This is a genomic window from Cohnella suwonensis (assembly GCF_042655365.1).
Taxonomy (GTDB): domain Bacteria; phylum Bacillota; class Bacilli; order Paenibacillales; family Paenibacillaceae; genus Cohnella; species Cohnella suwonensis.
Genome location: NZ_JBHSMH010000055.1, coordinates 49089 through 68279, shown reverse-complemented (window position 1 = coordinate 68279; position 19191 = coordinate 49089). Strand labels below are relative to the sequence as shown.

Sequence of the window (19191 nt, the reverse complement as noted above, 5' to 3'; positions counted from 1 at the left end):
CTTTTTCACTACTATCCCTTCGTCTGACTTCTCACCATCCATTACCTCTCCTTAGCCGTCACGGCTTTGTTCGCGGCTTACCACTTTCGCGGGAACGATGAGCGCTCCTTGGGTCACGTCAACGACTTTCCCCCGAATCCAGTCCTCTTAACTTCCGAGATCATCGGTGGTATTGGACGTTCCCTTCTTTTGCAGGGTTATCCGATCTCGTCAGCCAACTTGGTTTCAGCCGCCTGTTCCGGGGTTTGCCTTCAAGCCCTCCGCACGCATCCTCGCGGACTACGCACTGCCTGTCAGCTATGCACTTCCGCCACCTCGCGGTATGCTGGAGACTTTCACTCCTTAATCGTTGCGCTGCCAAGCGCACAAAAAACGCGCCCCGGACGAATCCGGAGCGCGTCTCTTCAAGACCGCTTACCTTCTGGCGAAGTAACCGACGATTTCTTTCGAAGTCGGATCGAGGACGACCGTCAACGGTCCGATCAACTCGTCTTGGTCGGTGTTGTACGTAACCGAGAACAGAACCGCGTTCCCCGCGCGAAGAGCTTCCAGCTTCTTCTGGGCGCCTTCGGCGGCCATGATCGCGCCGTCGTTCGCGTTCACGACTTGAACGACCGCCTCGTCGGACTTCGTCGTCGCGTGTTTCTTCTGATCTTCCGACAGCTTGCTCCACGCGAGCTCGCGGTATTGCTGCGCGGTCGCCGCGTCGATCTTGCCCGACGGAGCGGCCGGGAGCACGACGAGATAGTGCAGCGGGCTTTGCGGCGGCAGGCTCTTCGTCATGATCGGGCCGTAGTAAGCTCGCACTTTATCCCCGGCTTTGAGGCTCGCGAATTCGACCGGTTCGCCTTGCGATGTCAGCACGCCCGTCTCCTTGCCCGCGTTCACGACAAGCGTCGTCACGGCTTTGCCGTCCTTCGTCTCGCCGAACTTCACTTGCCAGCCGTCGTCGGTTTTCTCGACGGACTGAATGACGTCCTCTTTCACGAGGCTTTCTCCGACGACGCTGATTTTGCGGGCGTGCGATTGGCCGGGGAAGCTCATCGTCATGACCGGTCCGAATTCCGCGACGACCCGCATGCCGGGCTTCAAGTCTTTGGCGGCGAAAGCGGCTCCGTCGCTGCCGGTCAAAATCGTATCCTTATCGGCGAATAGAATGACCCAGCTGAACCCGCCTCTGCCGAGCAATTCGATGCGGTATTGGCCGTTATCCGCCGGCTGTACGTCCACGATGACGCCCATGCCCGTCATGTATTTCTCCTCTTCGGCTTTTTGGTTGATTTCGATGGCGTTGCCTCCTTGGTTCCAGCTCACCTCGTAACCCATCTCGGTCGCGAGAGCGCGGGCCGGCAAGTAGGCCTTGCCGTCGATATAGACCGGATGCAACGACGTGTCTCCCCCGTTCACCGTGACGGCGATCTCCTTATGCAAAGCTCCCGTCACCTTGCTGACGAGCCCGCTCGCGCCCGCAACGGCGGTCGCTCCGAACACCCCGGCAGCGGTCATGACGATCAATAGTTTTTTGTTTGGCTTCATACGTAATAATCTCCTTCCCAAGTTGTTCATATTGGCAGGAATAAGCTTCCTGTCAAAGTCACTGACGCGCCCGCGAGGCAAAAGGTTTCCGGCACGCCCTATTTTTCCCGACTTCCGCGCAAAAAAGCGACGCGACGGAATCTCCTCCCGTTGCGCCGCCCATTTCCCCACTCCGCGAATGCCTTCGACTAACCGACTCGCGTCCACCGGGAATCCTACGCCGACCGATCTAACCCGTCGTCCGGTACACTTGCCGGATCGCGTCCTCGATGTCCGGCTCTTGCACGCTCAGATCGCGGATCGGCAGCCGAGCCGACAAATCCGCGATGAGCTCCGACGCCGTAATCGCCGACTTGTCGAAGCGATACCACACCTTCAAGCCCTCTTGCCGAACGAGGCTTGCCCGGCCGTGTTCCGGCAACTCCGCCTCCCGGTCTAGCTCGATCATGAGCAAACGGTGCGGCGCGAGCTTCCCCACGATCGCGTCGAGGGGTCCGTCTTCGACGAGCTTGCCGTGATTGACGACGAGAAGTCGCGAGCACAGAAGCTCGACGTCGTCCAAGTCGTGCGTCGTCAGCACGACGGTCATTCGCCTCTCCCGGTTCATCGTCAGAATGAATTGGCGAACCGCGTGTTTCGCTTCCGCGTCCAATCCGATCGTCGGCTCGTCCAGGAACAGCACGTTCGGCTCGTGAATCATCGCCGCGGCCAAGTCGCCCCTCATCCGTTGACCGAGCGACAGCTGGCGAACCGGCGTATCGATGAAATCGCGGATTCGGAGCACCTCGTGCAGCACGTCCATCGTATCCGCGAATCGTTTGGAATCGATGCGGTAGATTCTCTTGAGCAGCTCGAACGTTTCCCCTAAGCGCAGATCCCAGTACAACTGCGTTCGTTGCCCGAACACGACGCCGAGCTGGCGAACGACGGCTTTGCGATCCTTCTGCGGAGACAGGCCGCATACGCGGATATCCCCTTCCGTCGGGTGCAGAATGCCGGTCAGCATCTTGATCGTCGTGCTCTTTCCGGCGCCGTTAGGCCCGATATAGCCGACGATGTCTCCCTGTTCGATGTCGAAGCTCAGTCCGTCCACGCCCCGAACGATCGACTTCTCGGGCTTGAACAAGCTTTTCAAAGCGCCGCTTAATCCCGTTTTCTTGCGAACGACGACGAACTCTTTCACCAAATCTTTCACTTCGATGATCGGCATCGGATTTCCCCCTTTACGAGCCGGCGCTTTCGTATTTTCTCAAGCCTTGGCGAAACACCGCGTAAGCGACCGCGAACCCGATCAAGCCGACGAGCGGCGTCCATAACGCCAGCCCAAGCGGCAGCTCGAGCGATTTCGTCTTGCCGAGAAACTGTTCCGCGGGATAGAAGCTGACGAAGCCGATCGGCAGCAGGAACGTCAGAATCGCTTGCACGGCTTGCGGATAAAGCGTCAGCGGATACATCGTCGTCCTCTCCATCGTGGCCACCGTCATGTTGATCAGGTTCCGGCTTCTTTTCGTCCAGAAGGCGACCGCTCCGATGATCGTATACAGGCTCGCCCGGATCAACGTCCCGCCCGCGACCACGAGCGCCAGCTTCGCCAGGTTGACGAAGCTCCAATCGAAATCGACCATCCGGGCGGCGGCGATAAAAATAACGGTACCGGGAATCAAATCGACGAGTCCGATAAAATTGAAATAGCCCGTCACGAATTGGAAGAAGACGTTCATCGGCCGAAGCAGCAGCCTGTCGAACTCGCCTCTGAGAACCGCGAATTCGGTCCCCCAGGTCGGAATGAACAGGACGACGACGAGCCCGTGGCTCAGCAGTCCGAGCCCGTACAGGAAAGCCAAGTCCTCGAAGCCCCATCCGTTCAGCGGCTGGAACCGGTCCACGATGATCCGGAGCATCCAGATGCCCGCGAAATATTGCGTCGGAATAACCAGCAACCAACTGACGAGGAACAGCGGATACTCCAACTGGCGCTGGATCGCCAGCTTGGCGTAATAGCCGAACACGATCGCGTAATGACGGATTCCGTTAAAGACGCTTGCCACGACTTAACCCCCCTGCACCATCACTTTGCCCCTGGCGCGTTTCCAGACGTGCGCCAGCAGCAGCATAAACACGACAACCCATACGCCTTGAACGGCGATCTCTTGCAATGCTTTCCCGAGCGGAATCTCTCCGATATAGATGCCGATCGGCGTCTGATACGTGTACTGGAACGGAAGCCACGCGGATACCTTCTGCACCGCCTCGGGGAAAAACCACAACGGCACGAGACTTCCCGACAAGATCCGCACCGTCGCGTCCTTCATCATGCCGAGATTGCCGAGCTCCACGACCCAGAACGCGACCAGACCCACTAGCGCGCTCATCAGCCACAGAATCGCGAAGCTGAACAGGCAACTCGCCAGGAACACGGCGAAAGCCCCCGCGCTTGCGGGCATTGGAAAACCGAACAGCAGCGCCGCCGCGATGACGAGCGGAATCGCTTTGTTGACGAGCGCGCTCGCCATGCCGCCCAAGTCGTCGGACAAATAAATGCCGAGAAGAGGAAGCGGCCGCATCAAGTCGAGCGCGATGTTCCCCTCCCTGACTTGGGAGTAAATCGTGTTCTGCACGCCCGTCTGGAAGACGGCCGCCAGCAGCACCGAAACGACCGTATAAGTCACCATGCTCTGAAGGCCGATTTGCGAAGCGCCCGCTCCGACCGCCCCGCCGCCGTAAGCGGCTTTCCAAATGTAGACGGAAGCGGCCAGCATGATAATGTCGCCGATCATGCCGATCCATACTTCGAACCGATAGGCGAGCGCCGTCAGAATCCTCATCTTGACCAAGTACCCGTAAGCTCTCAAGCGACGCGCCACCCATCCGAATGATCGTCAATATAGGAATAAATTGGACATACTATAGCACATTCTTGCAGCCGCGAATAGCCATAAACGAAAAAAAGCAAACCCTCGCGGGCTGCTTCAATCGATTCCTCACCGGCTCGGCGCAAGCGCCGTCCCGTCCGAATTATACGTTAAACAAGAAATGCATGACGTCGCCGTCCGCGACGACGTACTCTTTGCCTTCGAGGCGGGTAAGCCCCTTTTCTTTGGCCGCTTTCATCGAGCCGCTCGTCGTCAGATCCTCGTAGGACACGACTTCGGCGCGAATGAAGCCCCGTTCGAAATCGCTGTGGATGACGCCCGCCGCTTGCGGGGCTTTCATGCCTTTGCGAATCGTCCACGCCCGGACTTCCTGCACGCCCGCCGTGAAATAGGTGTACAAGCCGAGCAGGCTGTAAGAGGCGCGAATGAGGCGATCCAGGCCGGATTCGGTCAAGCCGAGCTCCTCGAAGAACATCTCCTTGTCTTCGCCCTCGAGCTCCGCGATCTCGGATTCCACTTTCGCGCTGATGTGCACGACGACGGAGCCTTCCGCGGCCGCGAACTCGCGCACCTTCTGCACGTAAGGATTGCCGTCGGCGTTCGCCGCTTCGGACTCGCTGACGTTGGCCGCGTACAGAACGGGCTTCATCGTGAGCAGGTGCAGGTCGCGAACGATCAGCTTCTCTTCCGCGGACAGCTCGACGCTGCGCGCCGGCTTCTCCGCCGTCAGCGCTTCGTGAACGCGTTGCAGCACTTCCAATTCCTCGGCGACCTTCTTGTCGCCGCCCTTCAAGCCCTTCTTCGAACGTTCGATCCGTTTCTCGACGGAATCGATGTCGGTCAGAATCAGCTCGAGGTTAATGACCTCGATATCGTTAATCGGATCGATCTTGCCCGCCACGTGCGTGATGTTCTCGTCCTGGAAGCAGCGCACGACGTGAACGATCGCGTCCACTTCGCGGATGTTGGCGAGAAACTTGTTGCCCAAGCCTTCGCCGCGGCTTGCGCCCTTCACGAGACCCGCGATATCGACGAATTCGAATGCCGTCGGAACGATCCGGTTAGGGGTGACGATTTCCACCAGCTTCTGCAGCCGCTCGTCCGGCACTTCGACGACGCCGACGTTCGGGTCGATCGTACAGAACGGATAATTCGCGGACTCCGCGCCCGCTTGGGTAATTGCGTTAAACAAGGTCGACTTGCCCACGTTGGGAAGGCCGACGATTCCGCAAGACAATGCCATTTCTTCTACGCTCCTGACTCCTTGCGGCCGTCGTCTCCGACACGCGGCGACCGACCGTCAAGCTGTTCAATTCTCACGCCATTATAACGGAACTAAGGGGCAACGTCCACACCGGCCCCCGGGGGGCTGGGTCCGAAGGGGCGAGACCGATACGTCTTACGCCTGCCGGATAACGCGAAGCGGGATTGCGCACAATGACCACGCAAGCCAATGCTTCACTTAGGAGGGCTTTCCGATGGAAAACAAGTCTCACAAAGGCAATTACAAAGGAACGACGAGCATGAAGGCGAGAAACCAAGACATGGCTTTCGTTAACGACACCCTCGAGAACACGAAGTCCGTGGCGCCGGTTCCTCGGAAGTCCAAAAAGACGGACTAGTCGCCGGCAACGGCGTCGCGGCGTACGGCGGCTTGGCGAACAACGGCGTTGCGGCTTCCATGGCAGTCACCCGGTAGCCCAAACGAAGGCGGCACGCATGTGCCGCCTTCGTCCAATTTACCGAGAAACCCGGGATTACTCTGGGCCTGTATTCTCTCCCCTGACGCAACAAACTGCAATAGTGCAGGTTGATTCCCACAGAAACGTCAAAACGACCCAACGACCTGCACCAGCTACAGTTTGTTGAGCCGATATGGATCAATTCAGACGAAAAGCAATATACAAACTGCATATTTGCAGGTTGTCAGCGAACTTCTGCAGAATGAGCCCTATCAAACTGCACATTTGCAGTTTGTCAGCGAACTTCTGCAGAATAAGCCCTATCAACCTGCATATTTGCCGTTTGCTTACTGCATCCGAATAAAAACGGCCGCGGCCGAAAGCCGACACCTCTTGCCGCCCGACTCCCGACCGATCCACCGATCCACCGACCAACCGATCCACCGATCCACCGACAAACCGATCATCCGCAAGTCCGACCATCCTATTCCCCGACCCTTCCGGCCGCCGGGGAAAGCCGAACGCCCCTCGCCGAATCTCCGATCCCACTTAAACCCACGCGTCCGTATCGTATCCTCGCGCTTCCCAGTAACCGGTATGCTCCTTGTCGATCAGTTCGATCCGGTTCAGCCACTTGACCGATTTGTACGCATACATCTTCGGCACGATCAACCTGGCCGGTCCGCCGTAATCGCGATGGATCGGCTTGCCGTCGTGAAGCACAGCCACCATGACGTCGTCCATATTCGCTTGTTCGATCGTCAGCGTATCGGTGTACGTCCCGTCGCCGGAGTACAATTTCACATAGGTCGCGTTCGGTTTGACCCCCGCCGACTTCAGAAGAGCCGATAACGGAATGCCTTCCCAAGTATTGTTATAGACGGACCAGCCGGTCACGCAGTGAAAATCGCTCACCTGAACGGTGCGCTTAAGCTGCAGGAATTGTTCCCAGTTCCACGTCCCGGGCCGATCCACCAGCCCGTCGATCCCGAATCGCCAAGTCGCCGATTCGAACGAAGGCAGCGGAGTGACCGTGTACACGCGAAAATGCCCTTTGGCTCCGCCGCCCACGACGTTAACCGAGTCCGGCAACGGCGTCGGATTCGGCAGCATCCGGTTCGTCTCCTCCGACACTTCCTTCATTCCGCCAGGCACGTCCGACAAGCCGGTTCCCCCGATCGACGAAAACCAGCGGAAGAAAGATGGAGCGACGGCGATCGCGAGCCCCGCTCCGAGCGATACCTTCAGGAATTGCCTGCGGTTCAGTAACGGCGTCGGTTCGGCGTACGGCGAAGGAGCCGCGGAGGTACCGGCCGTTTCCTCTTCGTCGGCCGTTCGGATCGCCTTGCGATGCGGTTGCTTCATCCATTTCAGCCGGGTCACCGAATGATAGACGATATATGGAACGCCGATATAAGTGAGCAGATCGTGCGCGACGAGCGCCCCGTTCGCCCAGCCCGGAGGAAAGCGCCGGATTTGCCATAACACGATGCCCGACAGGAGCCAGCCGATCAAGAAGACCATGACGACGCCGAGGTTCCCCTTCTGCCTCGGCCGACTGCGAATTTGTTTCAAGTGCTTTCGGACGAGAGGGATGTAGAGCGCGATCAAGATCCCGGACATGACGCCAAGCACGATGTGCAGCTGTTTGACCGGATTGCGGAAATAACCGTTCAGCCAGCCCCGCACCTCTTCCCAAGCAAGCAATAATCCCGTAACCGCAAGCAATAGCACGATCCATCCGTTCCAACGGTGCAACTCCGCCAACTGTTTGCCGAAGCCCGGTTTACGTCCGCTCATGCGCCCGCCCCCTTCGCCGAGATCCGTTCCGCCATCGGAACGGTAAACCAAAATTCGCTTCCATGCCCGGGCGCGGACGCCGCCCCGATCTTCCCGCCCATCCTTTCGGCGAGCGACTTGGCGATCGCAAGCCCGAGCCCCGCGCCGCTTCCGTCCCTCGTCCGGCTGCGATCCGATCGGTAGAAACGCTCGAACACGAGCTCTAGCTCGTCAGGGGCGATGCCGTCGCCTTCATCCCGTACGGCGACGACCAGCTCCCCCTCATCTCCGGGCATCGCCGACAACGTCAGCGTCGCCCCTATCGGAGAATGCCGGACGGCGTTGTCGAGCAAGTTGCCGACGATTCTCCTCATGCCCTGTTCCATCGCCATGGCGATGGGCGAAGGCTCGGGCAGCCGCACGACGACTTGCAATTTCTTCTCCTCCAACTTCGGAGCGTACGCGTTTAACGTCTGCACGAAGACGTCCTCCAGCGCCACCTTTTTCGGCTCGTACGGTTCCTCCCCCGAATCGATGCGGGACAGGTCGAACAGCTCCTGCACGAGAGAACCGAGGCGAATGGACTCGAGGCGCAGCGTCTCCAGATAGCGCCCTACCGTCTCGGGGTCCTGAACGACGCCGTCCTGCAACGCTTCGGCATGGGACTGAAGAAGCGCGAGAGGGGTTCTTAGATCGTGCGCGACGTTCGCCACGAGCTCCCGCCTCGACTTCTCCGCTAGCCGCAGCTTGTCGAAGCTGTCTTTCAACTGCCGGCTCATGGCGTTGAACCGTTCGGCGAGCGAGCGTAGTTCCGTCGGACCGACGAGAGGTACCTCCGTTCCGAACGAGCCCGAAGCGATTTGGGCCGATGCTTCGCCGATGCGAGCGACGGATTGCTCCAATGGCCTGACGAGCACGACATTCAGGACGAACGAGACGATGCCCGCCGTTAAAGTCGCGCCGACGAGCCAGGCGAAGGTCGATTCGTCCAAGATCATCCGGCTATAACAAAAGAACAATAGCCCGAGAATCGCCGCGATTCCGATCGCGTTCACCGTGAGCAAGTAGACGCGCAGCTTCACCGGATAACGGTTCATGGCGCAACCTTTCCTTCGAACTTGTAGCCGATGCCCCAGACGGTCCGGATATGCATGGGCGACGACGGCGAGTCCTCGATTTTCTCCCTCAAACGCCGGATATGAACGGTAACGGTCGTCGTGTCGCCTTCGAACTCCGTCTCCCATACCCGTTCAAGCAATTGCGCTCTTGAAAACACTTGTCCCGGATGCCTCATCAGCCAAAGAAGAAGGTCGAACTCCTTGACCGTCAGATCGATGTCCCGCCCCCGAAGAGTCGCGCGCCGTTGGGACGGGTACAAGGAAATCGATTCGGCGTGCAGGTCCCGGCGAAATCCCGTCTCGCCTTCGCCTTCCGCCCGATCGCCCCGCGCGTCCGGCTTCGACGGCCTCGAAACGCGGCGAAGCAAATTCCGAACGCGCAGCACGAGCTCGCGAGGACTGAACGGCTTCGTGACGTAATCGTCCGCGCCGATCGTCAATCCCAGCAAGCGGTCGCTTTCTTCGCCTCGCGCCGTTAACAGGACAATGGGAACGTCCCCGCGGTCGCGAATCGCCGAACACACGTCCCATCCGGACTTGCCGGGCATCATCAAGTCGAGAACGACCAAATCCGGATCCGAGGCTTCCCACATGGCGAAAGCGTCGTTGCCGTTATGGGCAACGAGAACGCGATACCCTTCGCGCTCCAAATATCGCCTGCACACGTCCGTGATTTCCGTTTCGTCGTCCGCGACAAGCACCGTTGCGCCAGGCATCGCGCCTCGCCTCCTTTTGGCTATATTATATCACAGGGCGAACGACTCGAGAGCCGAGTCGCCCCCCCTCCCCCTAGCGCGCCTACATCTCGCCGTCCTTCTTCATGCCATCATCCTTCATCATGCCATCATCCTTCTTCATGTCGTCCTTCATCATGTCGTCATCCTTCATCATGTCGTCATCCTTCATCATGTCGTCATCCTTCTTCATATCGTCCTTCTCCATTTCGTCCTTCTCCATGTCGTCATTCTTCATGCCATCATCCTTCATCATGTCGTCCTTCATCGCGGATGCCGCGGGCGATTCAGCCCCCGGACTCATGCCTCCATTGCCGTCTTTGTTCATATCATTGTTTTTTCCGCATCCGGCAAGCGCCAGAAATGCGATTAAAGCTAGCACCGTTGCGGCCGCCATAAATTTGCTCTTTCTCATAGGGGAATCCTCCATTCGATTATTGACTCGACTTCAAGATAACCGCCGATCCTCACGTCCGACTAACCGAATTCGGAACGAATCCTTAAATCTTTCTTACGAAAAAATGACGCGCGACCTCGCTACCCCGTAAAAAAGTCGATACACAGCATTTTCCACCGGAACATCTCGGCATGTTCTGCGTCTAACGTTGTACTTGACCGCAAGGAGGAATTTACGATGCGAAGAATGGTTCCGCTATTGGCCGCGGCTCTTCTTACGCTATTGTTGGCCGGCTGCGGAGCCGGATCCAATAATAAAGGGGCAACCGATGCCCCTCTCGCTACCCCGTCCGCCGTTGCATCCTTCGGGATTGAACCTACGAACGCCGCTAGCGAGGAGCCGTCTCCGTCGGCTTCCGCTTCTCCGAGCCCCTCTCAGCCCGTGACGGCGCAAGCTGCTCTCGTCGACAAGGCGAAGGATATCGCCGGCCTGCTGCGGGAAAGAGACATAAGCTCTCTTCAGGATTACATCGATCCGGATCTCGGACTGCGGTTCTCGCCTTCCGTCCATCTCTCCGATACCGATCTCTCGTTCAAGCCGGATCAGCTCCCCGGCTTCAAGGACTCGAAGAAGCGGGTCTGGGGGACGGCGGACGGCAGCGGCGATCCGATCGAGCTCTCGTTCCGGGATTACTACGAGAAGTTCGTCTACAACAAAGATTACGCGGACGCCCCCGACGTCAACGTCGGCAAGTCGCTCGGCACCGGCAACACGACGTTCAACGTAATGGACGTCTACCCGAACGCATCCTACGTCGAGTTCTACTACCCGGGCACGGACGTCGCCGCCGAAGGCATGGACTGGCAAAGCCTGCTCCTCGCGTTCGTGCCCGCGGGAGACGATTGGAGCCTCGTCGCCGTCGTCCACGGCCAGTGGACGATCTGACGCCGATCACTGCGCGCGAAAGCAAAAAAAAGAGGCTGAGTTCAGCGTGAATGTTGCTTACAACTTAGTTGGAATATTTAACTGTAAAATGTGCATGAAAAAAGATACGTGGTAAGGCCTTTGCATGAATTATATGCAAAAGGTGCACTTCATTTTGCGGATTTCAACTGATGCAGGATGAATCTGGTGAATTTAATGTATGTATTACATCTATTTCACCAGATATCTGATTTTTAGCCGAAATAACTGCATGTTTTACAGTTCATTTGTCTGTCATTAAGCCACAACAGAGTGGAACACAGCCAAAAAAAGAGGGTGAACCGAGGACTTCCAAGTCCCTCCCGGTTCAACCTCTTTTTCGTTACGCAGTCGCTTCGGCGGACGCCTTAATGCCGCCCGATTTCCCGAACGTCCTCCGGTAGGAGAGGACGTAGAACGCGACGGACAACAGCGCGAACGCCGCGATGTAGATAAGCAGCATGCCCGCGTCCGACCACATGTCCGAGTAGCGGCCGCTGGAGATGATCGCCCGGAATCCGTCGATCGTATGGGTCATCGGCAGCCAAGCGCTTATGTTCTGCAGCCATTCCGGCGTCAATTCCAGCGGGAACGTCCCCCCGGAGCTCGTCAGCTGGAAGATCAGCAGGATGATCGCGAGGAACCGGCCCGGATTCTGCATCGACGCGGAGAGGAACTGAATGATCGCCATGAACGTTATGCTCGTCAGCACGCTGAACATGAACAGCAGAGGCACGCTTCGGACTTCGAGTCCGATGCCGAGCAGCAGGATCGTATCCGCGATGACGGCTTGAATCGTGCCGACCGTCACCATCGTCAGCAGCTTGCCCGCGAACCAGCTCCAGCCGCTCTTCGGCGTCGCCGCCGGTTCCCTCGTGGAGTACACGACGGTAAGCAACAGCGCGCCCACGAACAAGCCCATGGAGATGAAATACGGCGCCAAGCCCGTGCCGTAGTTGGCGACGCCGCCGTCGTCGACGACGTCCAGCTTCACCGGGCTCGCGAATACGTCCGCCGCGGCGTCTCCGCCCGGAATGCTTCCCGTCTTGTCGGCCGCGTCCGCGAGCTTGCCGGACAATTCTCCCGTGCCGTCCTTCAGCTTGAGCAATCCGTCCGTCATTTGTTTGGCGCCGTCGTCCAGCTTGCCCGAACCGTCCGCTATGCCGCCGATGCCGCCCGTCAGCTCCGTCAGTCCGCCGTTCAAGCGCGACGCGCCGTCATGGAGCGACGTCGCCCCGTCCGCCAGCTTGCCCGCGCCGGCCGAAGACTGCGCCAGGCCCGATGCAAGTCCCTCCGCGCCCGTCGCGATCTTCGCGATGCCGTCTTGCAGCTTATCCGCGCCGGCGGCCAGCGCTGCTTGGCCCGCTTCGGCATCGCCCGCCCCCGCCGCAAGCTGCGCGCTAGCCGCAATCAATTGCTTCAATGCCGCGTCTTCGGCCAATTCGGGATGGGCTTCCGCGTACTGCTTCAACCCCGCCGCAAGCGCTTGGGCGCCTTCGTCGAGCTTAACCGCGCCCGCCGAAGACTGCGCCAGGCCCGACGCGAGCCTTTCCGCCCCGCCTTTGGCTTCCGCGGCGCCTTGCTTCAACGCTTCTCCTCCGGCGTTCAGTCGGTCTAGCCCGCCGACGAGCGATTCGGCGCCCGCCTGCAGTTCCGCGGCGCCTTGATCGAGGGCTTGCGCCCCGCCAGTCAGCGTCCTCGCGCCAGCGTTCAGCGATGCCGCACCGTCCGCCAGCTTGCGCAGATTCTCCTCGATGCGCCGAGCGCCGCTCGTCGCGTCGACGGCTCCTTGAGCAAGCTTGCCCGCGCCGTCGCTCGCTTGGCCGAGTCCGTCCGCCAGCGTCTTGAACTGTCCGAGCACCGCTTGCGCGTAAGCCCGCGTCACTTCTCCGCCCAGCTCGGTTCTCATCTTCTCCACGGCGTTCTTGCCGATCTGAGAAGCAAGGTAGTTGGAGCTGGCGTTCGGCAGGAAGACGATTTCGGCTTGCGTCGGCTTGGCAGACGTTAACGTCGCCGTCTTCTCCGAGAAATCGGCGGGGATCTCGATCGCCATGTAATACGTATGATCCTCCAACCCTTGACGCGCTTCCTCGACGCTCACGAAGCTATATTCGAAGGCCGCGTCCTCCTTCAGCTTCTTCGCGAAATCCGCTCCGATATGAATCGCCTTCCCGTTCGATTCCGCTCCCCGGTCGGAATCGACGACCGCGACCGGCAACCGGTCCAGGTGGCCGTACGGATTCCAGAACGCTCCGAGGAACATCCCGCTGTACATGACCGGAATCATCAGCATGGCGATCATCGGAACGAGCAGCTTCGGATTGCGACCGATCGCCGCCAATTCTTTGGCGTATTGTTTGAGTCCATTCATTTCCCAACACCCCCTGTACGTTATGACTATTTTGTTCATTTGGTCATTCAAGGACGAAAAAAACGCGGAATCCCCTTCCGGGATCTACTCCGCGGCTAGCCCGTTCATTAAATACAACTGGATCAACACGGCGACCCGTTCCTTCGGTAGCGGCGTCCGGTCGGACCGGTCCGCCCATTCCGTCGCGAGCGCCAAGTACAGCTTGATCATGACGAAAGCGGTTATTTCCGGATCGCACGGCTTCAGCTCGCCCTTGTCGATACCGATCTGTACCTTCGTCCGAATGTAGCCGACGAGCGCCGACTCCAGCTTGCGCAACCCTTCCAAAGCCATCGGCGTTCCCATGTCGCGCACCTCATGCGCCATCTTGACCGCTAACTGGTGTCTCTCCCGGTATTCGAGAAGACGATGGAGGATCCGGTTCAGATTGTCAAAGAAAGGCCGGTCCGAATCGTATTCCGCGTCGGCCACGAGCTTCATGTCCCGGATCAGGTTGCCCATGATCTCGTCGAACAGCTCTTCCTTGTTCGAGAAGAACGTGTAGATCGTCCCCTTGCCCACGTTGGCCAGCTTGGCGACTTGATCCATCGTCGTCGCCTTGTAGCCGAACAGCGCGAACGACTGTCCCGCGGCTTCGACGATCTGCTTTCTCCTGTCGACGGACATTCGCGGCAACTCCCTTATCGAAATAGAATTGACCAAAATTCATTTTCGGTCACTCGGTCATTTTCGATTATACGCCCGCTCCCTACTTTCCGCAATACCCGATTTGCTTATGCGCGCCAAGACGCAAAAAACCGCGATCCGTTCCGCTGGGAACGCGACCGCGGTTTATGCCGTTTTTACAGGTGGCTTTGAATTTTCGCTTGCAGAGCGGCTTTGCTTTGCAGGCCGACCAATTTGTCGACGGGTTGACCGTCTTTGAACAGGATCAGCGTCGGAATGCTCATGACGCCGAATTGGCTTGCGAGCTCGGGCTCTTCGTCGACGTTCACTTTCGCGATCGTCGCCGTGCCTTTCAATTCGTCGGAAAGCTCTTCGACGATAGGAAGCTGCATTTTGCAAGGTCCGCACCAAGGTGCCCAGAAATCAAGCAAGGATACGCCTTGCGCTACGTTTTCCGTAAAGTTTTCTTTCGTAATCGCGACTGCCATCTTTACATCTCTCCTATCCGAATGTGGATTCATGAATAAAACCCTATGATGATCGAGCGCTCGGGAGCGCCCGCTCCATCCTCTAGCTTGCCCGGCGAAGGACCGCCTAAGCCTTCGCCTTCGCGGCGATTCTCGACAGCATCTGGCCGATCGTGATCGACTCCAGATACATCTCCAATTGCTGGTCCGCTCCGCAGAATACGGCGTTCATGACGTCCCCCATATTCGAGCCGACCATGCAATCCGACTGAGGATCCCCGCTGCACCAGCTCGGCGCCAGCGAACCGGCGGCGAGCGCCCGGTAGATGTCCGCCAGCGTCACGCCATCCGGTTCTCGGGACAACCGGTAACCGCCTCCCGAGCCTTCCCGCGTGTCGACGAAGCCGTTCTTGCGCAAACAGCTCATCACCTTGCGCACGCGAACCGGATTCGTGCACACGTTGGACGCGATTTCCTCGCTCGACGCCATCCCGTCTGGACGGTGCGCGAGCAAGACGAGGCTATGGACGGCGATGATGAATTCACTGTTCACGACTTCGCCTCCCCGGTGATTACTGTAATAATATCAGTTACAGTTGAGGCTGTCAAGGGGACATCGCCTTGGAATAGTATTTCAGCCCTCAGATCGACCTATTCTTCAAGTCAACGTTTAAAAAGACCGGTTTTCAGCACCGAGAAGGTTGAAAGAAGCTAGGGAATGAGGAGCGGAGCGTAGGCAAAACCTACGTGAGCACCGGAATTCCCGGCTGAAATCAAGATTCGACGCCGAATTAGCCCCCTCGAAATCGCTTCGTGATGAAAAGCGGTCTTTTTAAACCTCCTCTAAAAATCGACGTGATCGGGGTCCGCGCCGAACCTATGATTGGCGTTCAAAGCGTCGATGCGAACGATGTCCTCCGGCTCCAGCCGAAAGTCGTACAAGTCCGCGTTCTCCCGGATTCGCGCCTCGCGGACGGACTTAGGAATCGTGACGACGCCAAGCTGCAAGTGCCAACGGAGCACGATTTGCGCAGGCGTCTTGCCGTATTTGGCCGCAAGCTCCGCGAGCAGCGGCAAGTCAAGCCTCCCTTGCATGAGCGGCCGCCAAGACTGCAACTGAATGCCCTCCTTGCGGCAGAACGCGAACAGCTTCTTCTGCGTGTGGAGCGGATGAAGCTCCGCTTGGTTGACCATCGGCTTGATCCGGCAAGATCCCATCAAATCTTCCAAGTGATGAATATTGAAGTTACTCACGCCGATCGACCGAACAAGCCCTTGATCGTACAACGCCTCGATCGCGCGATACGTTTCCTTATACTTGCCGACGACCGGCCAGTGTACGAGATACAAATCCGCATAGTTCGTGCCGAGACTTTTCAGGCTAGCGTTAAACGCTTTGATCGTTGCGTCGTAGCCTTGTTGATCGTTCCACACTTTGGTCGTGACGAAGATTTTCTCTCGAGGCACGCCCGAAGCCCGCATCGCCCGACCTACGCTTTGCTCGTTCTTATAGATCGACGCCGTGTCGATCAGGCGATAGCCCGCCCGCAAAGCGGCCGCCACCGCGTCCTCCGTCTCCCGGCCGTCCGCCGCTCTCCAGACGCCCAGTCCGAGACGAGGCATCTCCTCGCCGTTCAGCAGCTCAACCGTCGAATCGATTGTCCATTCCATCGCCAGTCCCCCCGACTTTTCCCGATTTTCGCTTTCCTCATTTTAGCACGGCCGATTCCGATCCGCACATTGTATGCCGCCCTCTTATCTGTCATAATGTAAGGCACAGTTTACGAAAAAATCATTCGAGGTGAATCCGATGAAAATCGATGTCTATTCCGATATGGTCTGCCCTTGGTGCCGAATCGGCAAGAAGAACATGAACGACGCGATCGAAGCATGGAGCGGCCAATCCGATCAATCGGTCGAAGTCAGCTATCACGCATACCAGCTAGACCCTTCTCTTCCGGTCGAAGGCTTGCCGTTCGACAGCGTCATGGAGAAAAAGATGGGCGGCAAGGAACGGTTGCGTCCGATGCTCCAGCGCGTCACGGACGCGGGCGCGGCCGTCGGCGTCACGTTTAATTTCGATAACGTCAAGAGAATGCCGAACACCGTGCTAGCTCATCGGATCACGGCGTTGCTGCCGCAAGAAGACGAAGAGCATTGGATCGAAGCCGTCATGAAGGCTTATTTCGAGGACGGACGGGATATCGCCCGGCTCGACGTGCTACTGGAAATCGCCGGCGAACTCGGATTGGACCCCGCCGAAGCGAAAGCGTTACTCGAAAAGGGCGAAGGCCTCGACGCCGTGGAACGCGACCAGCAGTCCGCGCAAACGATCGGCATCACGGGCGTGCCCTTCTTCATCATCAACAACAAGTTCGCGCTGTCCGGCGCTTATCCGTCCGCGCAATTCCTGGAAGCGTTCAAGAAAATCGGCCAGGAAGCCTAAGCTTCGCGATCCGGAGACAGCATCGCCGAGGAAGCTTCGCGCAGCACGTCCAAGAACGCCTCTATCGCGCGGGTCCGAAGATCGCCTTCGCGCGTGAGCACGTGGAAGCTTCGCCTGAACGGCAAGCCTTCTATATCGAGCACTTTCAGGAAGCCGAGCCCGAGTTCCTTGCGTAGCGCCCAGCGCGATTGCAAGGTAACGCCGAGCCCGGCTTCCACCGTTTCTTTGATCGATTGCGTGCTCCCCATCTCCATCAGCCTGGCGGGCCGGAGCGACAATCGCGCGAACAGCTTGTCCGCCGCCGCCCTCGTTCCCGATCCCGGTTCCCGGACGAGCCACGTCTCGGCCGCCAGCAGGGCGGGACCGACCCGCTCCAGCTTGGCGAGCGGATGCCGGGCGCCCGTCGCCACGACCATCTCGTCCTCCGCCAGCTTCTCCACGTCCAATCCCGGCCCGATCTCTTCCCCTTCCACGATGCCGACGTCGAGCTCCCGCCCGCGCACCCGATCCGCGATTTCCGCCGTATTGCCGATCACGACCGATGGACGAATATTCGGATAAGCCTCGTTCAGCCTGGCTAGAGACAAGGGCAGCACGTATTCCCCGAACGTATAGCTCGCGCCCACGGCGATCGGACCGCCCGCGTAATGAAGAAGCTCCTCCAATTTCTCGTCCAGCTTGCGGTAAGAGCTCGCGATTTCCTTGGCATAGTGCAGCGCGATCTCGCCTGCCTTCGTCAGCGAGACGGACTTGTTGTTCCTCTCCAGCAGCTTTGTCTTCAACCGCTCCTCGAGCGAACGGACGTGCTGGCTGACGGCGGGCTGCGTCATGTGCAGCTTCTCGGCCGCCCTGGAGAAGCTCCGGGCCTCGGCCGCTTCCGCGAAAACGATCAGTGATTGGTCCATGCGACGTCATCTCCTCAAGAAAACGGAATACCATAAGTATTTCATTATTATATAGATAATTATAATTAATTTTTCTTATTCATGATAGAGGCGTATGCTGATCTTAACTTCTCCCGTATCGCATCATCGGAGGTGCTCCGCTTACATGTTCACGAAGCCGCTGGCCATCGCCTCTTCCTCAGCGCCGACCCTGCCGTTGCCCAGAATCGCCGGCATTTCGTTCGCCCTGCTTATCGCCTTGTCCGGTTGGGGCTTATCGTATATGCCCGGATTGAACCGGATCGGGCCGCTCGCTTGCGCGTTATTCCTCGCCGCCGCGTACCGTCATCGGTTCGGTTATCCGAGCGCGCTCGCCCAGGGCATCCGCTTCTCTTCCGGCACCCTGCTTCGCTCCGCGATCGTTCTGTACGGCCTCAAGCTGAACGTCGGCGACTTGCTGCATCATGGGTTGCCCCTGCTTGCGCGAGGCGCCGGAACGGTCGCCTTTTCCTTGGCTGCCGTCCTGCTGCTCGGCCGCTGGCTGCGCGCGGACGCGAAGCTGACGGCGCTTCTGGCCGTCGGCACGGCCATCTGCGGCGCCGCCGCCATCGCCGCGGTATCGCCGCTGCTGAAGTCGCGAGACGAAGACACGGCCGTGAGCGCCGGCCTGATCGCGTTAATCGGCACCGGCTTCGCCGCCTTGTACGCCCTGCTTCTGCCTTGGTTGCCTATGAATGCCTCCGCGTACGGTATCTGGTCGGGCTTGACGCTGCACGAGATCGCGCACGTCGCCATGGCAGCCGCGCCGGCGGGTCAGGACGCGCTGGCGGACGGCTTGCTCGCCAAGCTGTGCCGCGTCGCCTTGCTCGTGCCGACTTGCCTCGCCATCGTCGCCTTCCCCGCCGTTCGCGCGCGGTTCCGGCGGAAAGCTTCCGCGGAGTCGGGCGAGCCGGCGAAGGAGAGCCGCTCTCCTTCGGGCAAGAATGCTCGAACGGCGACGTTCCCTTTCCCTTGGTTTCTGTTCGGCTTCGCGGCCGCGAGCCCATTCGGCAGTTACGCGCTTCCCGCGCTCGTCGATTCCACGGATGCCGCGACGTTGCTGCACGGCGTATCGATCGCAACGACGCTGCTCCTCGCCATGGCGATGGCCGGCCTCGGCCTTAACGTCAGCCTGCGCGACTTCCGCAGCCGCGCCCTGCGTCCGTTCGCGGCGATGCTGATCGCCTCGCTGCTGCTGTCGGCGTTGACGTACGTCTCTTTATAACCGAAGAATCC

Annotated in this window: 20 protein-coding genes; 4 read left to right on the top strand and 16 right to left on the bottom strand. The window is 59.0% G+C overall.

Annotation, left to right across the window (positions count from 1 at the left end; all coding sequences use genetic code 11):
• Positions 1–414 precede the first annotated feature (414 nt).
• The 5 genes from ACFPPD_RS16640 to ychF form a co-directional block, all read right to left on the bottom strand.
• On the bottom strand, positions 415–1536 hold the full coding sequence (locus ACFPPD_RS16640; protein ID WP_209749959.1) for a stalk domain-containing protein: 1122 nt from the start codon (positions 1534–1536) through the stop codon (positions 415–417).
• A gap of 229 nt (positions 1537–1765) precedes the next feature.
• Positions 1766–2746, bottom strand: coding sequence for an ABC transporter ATP-binding protein (locus ACFPPD_RS16635; RefSeq protein WP_209749958.1), 981 nt, complete (start codon positions 2744–2746; stop codon positions 1766–1768).
• Positions 2747–2759: 13 nt separating this feature from the next.
• A complete protein-coding gene (locus ACFPPD_RS16630; RefSeq protein ID WP_209749957.1) occupies positions 2760–3584 on the bottom strand; it encodes an ABC transporter permease in 825 nt (274 codons plus the stop codon).
• 3 nt (positions 3585–3587) lie between these two features.
• On the bottom strand, positions 3588–4388 hold the full coding sequence (locus ACFPPD_RS16625) for an ABC transporter permease (RefSeq protein WP_209749956.1): 801 nt from the start codon (positions 4386–4388) through the stop codon (positions 3588–3590).
• A 163-nt stretch (positions 4389–4551) separates the two neighbouring features.
• Positions 4552–5652 (bottom strand): redox-regulated ATPase YchF, encoded by a 1101-nt coding sequence (gene ychF / locus ACFPPD_RS16620; protein WP_209749955.1) that lies wholly within the window; start codon positions 5650–5652, stop codon positions 4552–4554.
• A gap of 235 nt (positions 5653–5887) precedes the next feature.
• Here ychF and ACFPPD_RS16615 point away from each other — a divergent pair, with 235 nt between their 5' ends.
• Positions 5888–6031, top strand: coding sequence for a hypothetical protein (locus tag ACFPPD_RS16615; RefSeq protein WP_209749954.1), 144 nt, complete (start codon positions 5888–5890; stop codon positions 6029–6031).
• 407 nt (positions 6032–6438) lie between these two features.
• Here ACFPPD_RS16615 and ACFPPD_RS16610 read toward each other — a convergent pair whose 3' ends face one another.
• The 5 genes from ACFPPD_RS16610 to ACFPPD_RS16590 all read right to left on the bottom strand — a co-directional run bounded on the left by ACFPPD_RS16610 (position 6439) and on the right by ACFPPD_RS16590 (position 10137).
• Positions 6439–6564: a hypothetical protein gene (locus ACFPPD_RS16610; protein WP_378082666.1), complete on the bottom strand. Its 126-nt coding sequence runs from the start codon at positions 6562–6564 to the stop codon at positions 6439–6441.
• Between the two features lie 76 nt (positions 6565–6640).
• A complete protein-coding gene (locus ACFPPD_RS16605; RefSeq protein WP_209749953.1) occupies positions 6641–7891 on the bottom strand; it encodes a molybdopterin-dependent oxidoreductase in 1251 nt (416 codons plus the stop codon).
• A complete protein-coding gene (locus ACFPPD_RS16600) occupies positions 7888–8967 on the bottom strand; it encodes a sensor histidine kinase (RefSeq protein WP_209749952.1) in 1080 nt (359 codons plus the stop codon). Before ACFPPD_RS16600 ends, ACFPPD_RS16605 begins: the two co-directional genes overlap by 4 nt.
• Positions 8964–9704: a response regulator transcription factor gene (locus ACFPPD_RS16595; RefSeq protein ID WP_209749951.1), complete on the bottom strand. Its 741-nt coding sequence runs from the start codon at positions 9702–9704 to the stop codon at positions 8964–8966. The genes ACFPPD_RS16600 and ACFPPD_RS16595 overlap by 4 nt, the downstream gene beginning before the upstream one ends.
• An 82-nt stretch (positions 9705–9786) precedes the next feature.
• A complete protein-coding gene (locus ACFPPD_RS16590) occupies positions 9787–10137 on the bottom strand; it encodes a hypothetical protein (RefSeq protein ID WP_209749950.1) in 351 nt (116 codons plus the stop codon).
• Between the two features lie 219 nt (positions 10138–10356).
• On the opposite strand from ACFPPD_RS16590, the gene ACFPPD_RS16585 reads away from it, so the two are divergent.
• Entirely contained in the window at positions 10357–11064 is a 708-nt protein-coding gene (locus tag ACFPPD_RS16585; protein WP_209749949.1) for a hypothetical protein, read from the top strand.
• A gap of 361 nt (positions 11065–11425) precedes the next feature.
• Here the strand turns inward: ACFPPD_RS16585 and ACFPPD_RS16580 are convergent, their stop codons facing one another.
• The 5 genes from ACFPPD_RS16580 to ACFPPD_RS16560 form a co-directional block, all read right to left on the bottom strand.
• Positions 11426–13453, bottom strand: a complete 2028-nt coding sequence (locus ACFPPD_RS16580) for a YhgE/Pip family protein (protein ID WP_209749948.1) — start codon at positions 13451–13453, stop codon at positions 11426–11428.
• Positions 13454–13537: 84 nt separating this feature from the next.
• Positions 13538–14119 (bottom strand): TetR/AcrR family transcriptional regulator, encoded by a 582-nt coding sequence (locus tag ACFPPD_RS16575; protein ID WP_209749947.1) that lies wholly within the window; start codon positions 14117–14119, stop codon positions 13538–13540.
• Between the two features lie 176 nt (positions 14120–14295).
• Positions 14296–14607, bottom strand: coding sequence for a thioredoxin (gene trxA / locus ACFPPD_RS16570; RefSeq protein WP_209749946.1), 312 nt, complete (start codon positions 14605–14607; stop codon positions 14296–14298).
• Positions 14608–14713: 106 nt separating this feature from the next.
• Entirely contained in the window at positions 14714–15139 is a 426-nt protein-coding gene (locus ACFPPD_RS16565) for an RrF2 family transcriptional regulator (protein ID WP_209749945.1), read from the bottom strand.
• 290 nt (positions 15140–15429) lie between these two features.
• A complete protein-coding gene (locus ACFPPD_RS16560) occupies positions 15430–16257 on the bottom strand; it encodes an aldo/keto reductase (RefSeq protein ID WP_209749944.1) in 828 nt (275 codons plus the stop codon).
• 139 nt (positions 16258–16396) lie between these two features.
• On the opposite strand from ACFPPD_RS16560, the gene ACFPPD_RS16555 reads away from it, so the two are divergent.
• Entirely contained in the window at positions 16397–17032 is a 636-nt protein-coding gene (locus tag ACFPPD_RS16555) for a DsbA family oxidoreductase (protein ID WP_209749943.1), read from the top strand.
• Here the strand turns inward: ACFPPD_RS16555 and ACFPPD_RS16550 are convergent.
• Positions 17029–17937, bottom strand: coding sequence for a LysR family transcriptional regulator (locus ACFPPD_RS16550; protein ID WP_209749942.1), 909 nt, complete (start codon positions 17935–17937; stop codon positions 17029–17031). The genes ACFPPD_RS16555 and ACFPPD_RS16550 overlap by 4 nt on opposite strands.
• 145 nt (positions 17938–18082) lie before the next feature.
• On the opposite strand from ACFPPD_RS16550, the gene ACFPPD_RS16545 reads away from it, so the two are divergent.
• On the top strand, positions 18083–19180 hold the full coding sequence (locus tag ACFPPD_RS16545) for a YeiH family protein (protein ID WP_209749941.1): 1098 nt from the start codon (positions 18083–18085) through the stop codon (positions 19178–19180).
• Positions 19181–19191: the final 11 nt, after the last annotated feature.

Bases quoted from the DNA above. Each gene is read 5' to 3' on its own strand.
- ACFPPD_RS16640 (WP_209749959.1), bottom strand. From the start codon at position 1,536: ATGAAGCCAAACAAAAAACTATTGATCGTCATGACCGCTGCCGGGGTG.
- ACFPPD_RS16635 (WP_209749958.1), bottom strand. From the start codon at position 2,746: ATGCCGATCATCGAAGTGAAAGATTTGGTGAAAGAGTTCGTCGTCGTT.
- ychF (WP_209749955.1), bottom strand. From the start codon at position 5,652: ATGGCATTGTCTTGCGGAATCGTCGGCCTTCCCAACGTGGGCAAGTCG.
- ACFPPD_RS16615 (WP_209749954.1), top strand. From the start codon at position 5,888: ATGGAAAACAAGTCTCACAAAGGCAATTACAAAGGAACGACGAGCATG.
- ACFPPD_RS16605 (WP_209749953.1), bottom strand. From the start codon at position 7,891: ATGAGCGGACGTAAACCGGGCTTCGGCAAACAGTTGGCGGAGTTGCAC.
- ACFPPD_RS16600 (WP_209749952.1), bottom strand. From the start codon at position 8,967: ATGAACCGTTATCCGGTGAAGCTGCGCGTCTACTTGCTCACGGTGAAC.
- ACFPPD_RS16595 (WP_209749951.1), bottom strand. From the start codon at position 9,704: ATGCCTGGCGCAACGGTGCTTGTCGCGGACGACGAAACGGAAATCACG.
- ACFPPD_RS16590 (WP_209749950.1), bottom strand. From the start codon at position 10,137: ATGAGAAAGAGCAAATTTATGGCGGCCGCAACGGTGCTAGCTTTAATC.
- ACFPPD_RS16585 (WP_209749949.1), top strand. From the start codon at position 10,357: ATGCGAAGAATGGTTCCGCTATTGGCCGCGGCTCTTCTTACGCTATTG.
- ACFPPD_RS16580 (WP_209749948.1), bottom strand. From the start codon at position 13,453: ATGAATGGACTCAAACAATACGCCAAAGAATTGGCGGCGATCGGTCGC.
- ACFPPD_RS16575 (WP_209749947.1), bottom strand. From the start codon at position 14,119: ATGTCCGTCGACAGGAGAAAGCAGATCGTCGAAGCCGCGGGACAGTCG.
- trxA (WP_209749946.1), bottom strand. From the start codon at position 14,607: ATGGCAGTCGCGATTACGAAAGAAAACTTTACGGAAAACGTAGCGCAA.
- ACFPPD_RS16560 (WP_209749944.1), bottom strand. From the start codon at position 16,257: ATGGAATGGACAATCGATTCGACGGTTGAGCTGCTGAACGGCGAGGAG.
- ACFPPD_RS16555 (WP_209749943.1), top strand. From the start codon at position 16,397: ATGAAAATCGATGTCTATTCCGATATGGTCTGCCCTTGGTGCCGAATC.
- ACFPPD_RS16550 (WP_209749942.1), bottom strand. From the start codon at position 17,937: ATGGACCAATCACTGATCGTTTTCGCGGAAGCGGCCGAGGCCCGGAGC.
- ACFPPD_RS16545 (WP_209749941.1), top strand. From the start codon at position 18,083: ATGTTCACGAAGCCGCTGGCCATCGCCTCTTCCTCAGCGCCGACCCTG.